The sequence below is a fragment of the Microcoleus sp. B5-D4 genome, from assembly GCF_036705145.1.
Classification (GTDB): Bacteria; Cyanobacteriota; Cyanobacteriia; order Cyanobacteriales; family Microcoleaceae; genus Microcoleus.
Map to the genome: position 1 here is coordinate 1 of NZ_JAUBTV010000186.1, position 1,655 is coordinate 1,655.

Annotated in this window: 2 protein-coding genes; both read right to left on the minus strand. The window is 41.1% G+C overall.

All coding sequences use genetic code 11. The features are described from left to right. Window positions 1-1,133: replication initiation factor domain-containing protein (locus QUB10_RS34095; RefSeq protein ID WP_333207545.1), on the minus strand; the 1,133-nt coding region annotated here is incomplete at its 3' end. A gap of 1 nt (window position 1,134) precedes the next feature. Then, window positions 1,135-1,655: hypothetical protein (locus QUB10_RS34100; protein WP_333207547.1), on the minus strand; the 521-nt coding region annotated here is incomplete at its 5' end.

Below are 1,655 nucleotides of genomic sequence, written 5' to 3' on the forward strand. Positions count from 1 at the left end.
ATTTGAAAGCAACCATCACCGATGTTATCAAAATAAGCCTGCTCTGCCGGGGTCGGCTGCACGATGTCGATCGGAAACTTCTGGCTCATTTGAAATGAAAGTGGCACGGGAGCCGGGCAACTCAACCCACCAGCGATCGCACCAGGAGTCTGAACCAATATCAAAAAAACTCCGAGAGCAGTGACACCCAAAAACTTCGCATTCTGCAAAATAGACCTGTGACGCGGTTTCATCCGCAATTTACCGGCCGCCAACATCGATCGCATAAATTTGTCGAAACGCTCAGACCCCATAAATTCCTCAACCATCGCCAGAGTAGCGCAGTGTTTCTCAATGAAGGCGATCGAGCGCTCAATATCAAGATGCAGCGACGGCGAGGGAACGGATATCGGACCGTATTTGTAATCTTTAAAAAACTCTATATCTTCGCGCTGCCTAGAAAAATTGATTTGACCGCAAACCACACCATTTAAAAATTTAGGCAGCTCTTCAACAGGACAAGCAACCATCTCCTGCATAATCCACTCAGCACGGGTACGCTTAAATTCAATCTCAAGGCGATCGTAGTCGATTCCATCAATATTTTTATCGTAAATCCGAACAAATCGCTCGGACTCGCGGGAACCCAAATAAACAGTAGTCCCAGGTCGGTTGTTGCCAGAATTAGAAATGCGTTTAACAGCACGATAGCCAACAAGCAAATTATCAGCCAAAAAAAGCTCCCAATAACGCCGCGACAATCGAGGAGCTTGAACGGGAAAATCAAGAGCAATGTCAATTCTATTGCCAATAAATTCTTCTTCAAGCTGGCAAGACGCTAAAAGAGCTGCAACCTTATCAAAAGTAACACCCGCAAGCGTAGACCCATTAAGGTCAACAAAATGTTTGTAAGGTTCATGAGTTCCAGCAGCCGGATAGCGAGTGCCTATTAAGCTACCTTGAAATTCGTGAACTTCATGCCAAATTTTATTTAAGGCAAAAACGTTAGTATCGCGAACATCTTGGAATTGTTGCTGCTTACGTTCAAATGGTAATCCCAAAATACGCTGAATTTGTCGGAGCATACTGGGATGATAACTAGACACCTGAAATCGCAGCCAGTCAATTCTAATATTCCGAGATAAATATTCCATATTATTTAAACATTTGAATGGGTAAATAAAACGAACCAGCACAGCAAACAAATACTAGCAAAGGATTTCTGAATAGAAAAGTATTAATCACAAATAAGCTAATAAAACAAAGAAGAAATCCAATAACAAGCCTCAACATTATTTTATAGCCCTCTTGACTTTCTCTATCTAGTTTGTCCCAAGTCAAACACTCCTTAGTAATTCGCAAGTCAAGCTTCTTTAATCCAGGGTAACTAGCAGCAGGAAGCATATTCCACAAAGAAATCAGTTTTTTCTGAAAAATATGAGGCCCTGGAAATGGAATCTGACCCTCTAATTTCCAAGCAACAAAAGGATAATTGTTGCTAGCCTCATAAATGCGCTTTTTCTTGAATCTATCAGCTTTATAATATTGGTCTAGTTTCTGTTCTATCTCATCAAAAGTGTGACCTTCATCAAGTAAATTTTGCGCTGAAAGTTCAAGAGAACAAGCAGAATCTATGATATAAGGCTGATAACCAAAAGTCTTGTCAAGCGATACTT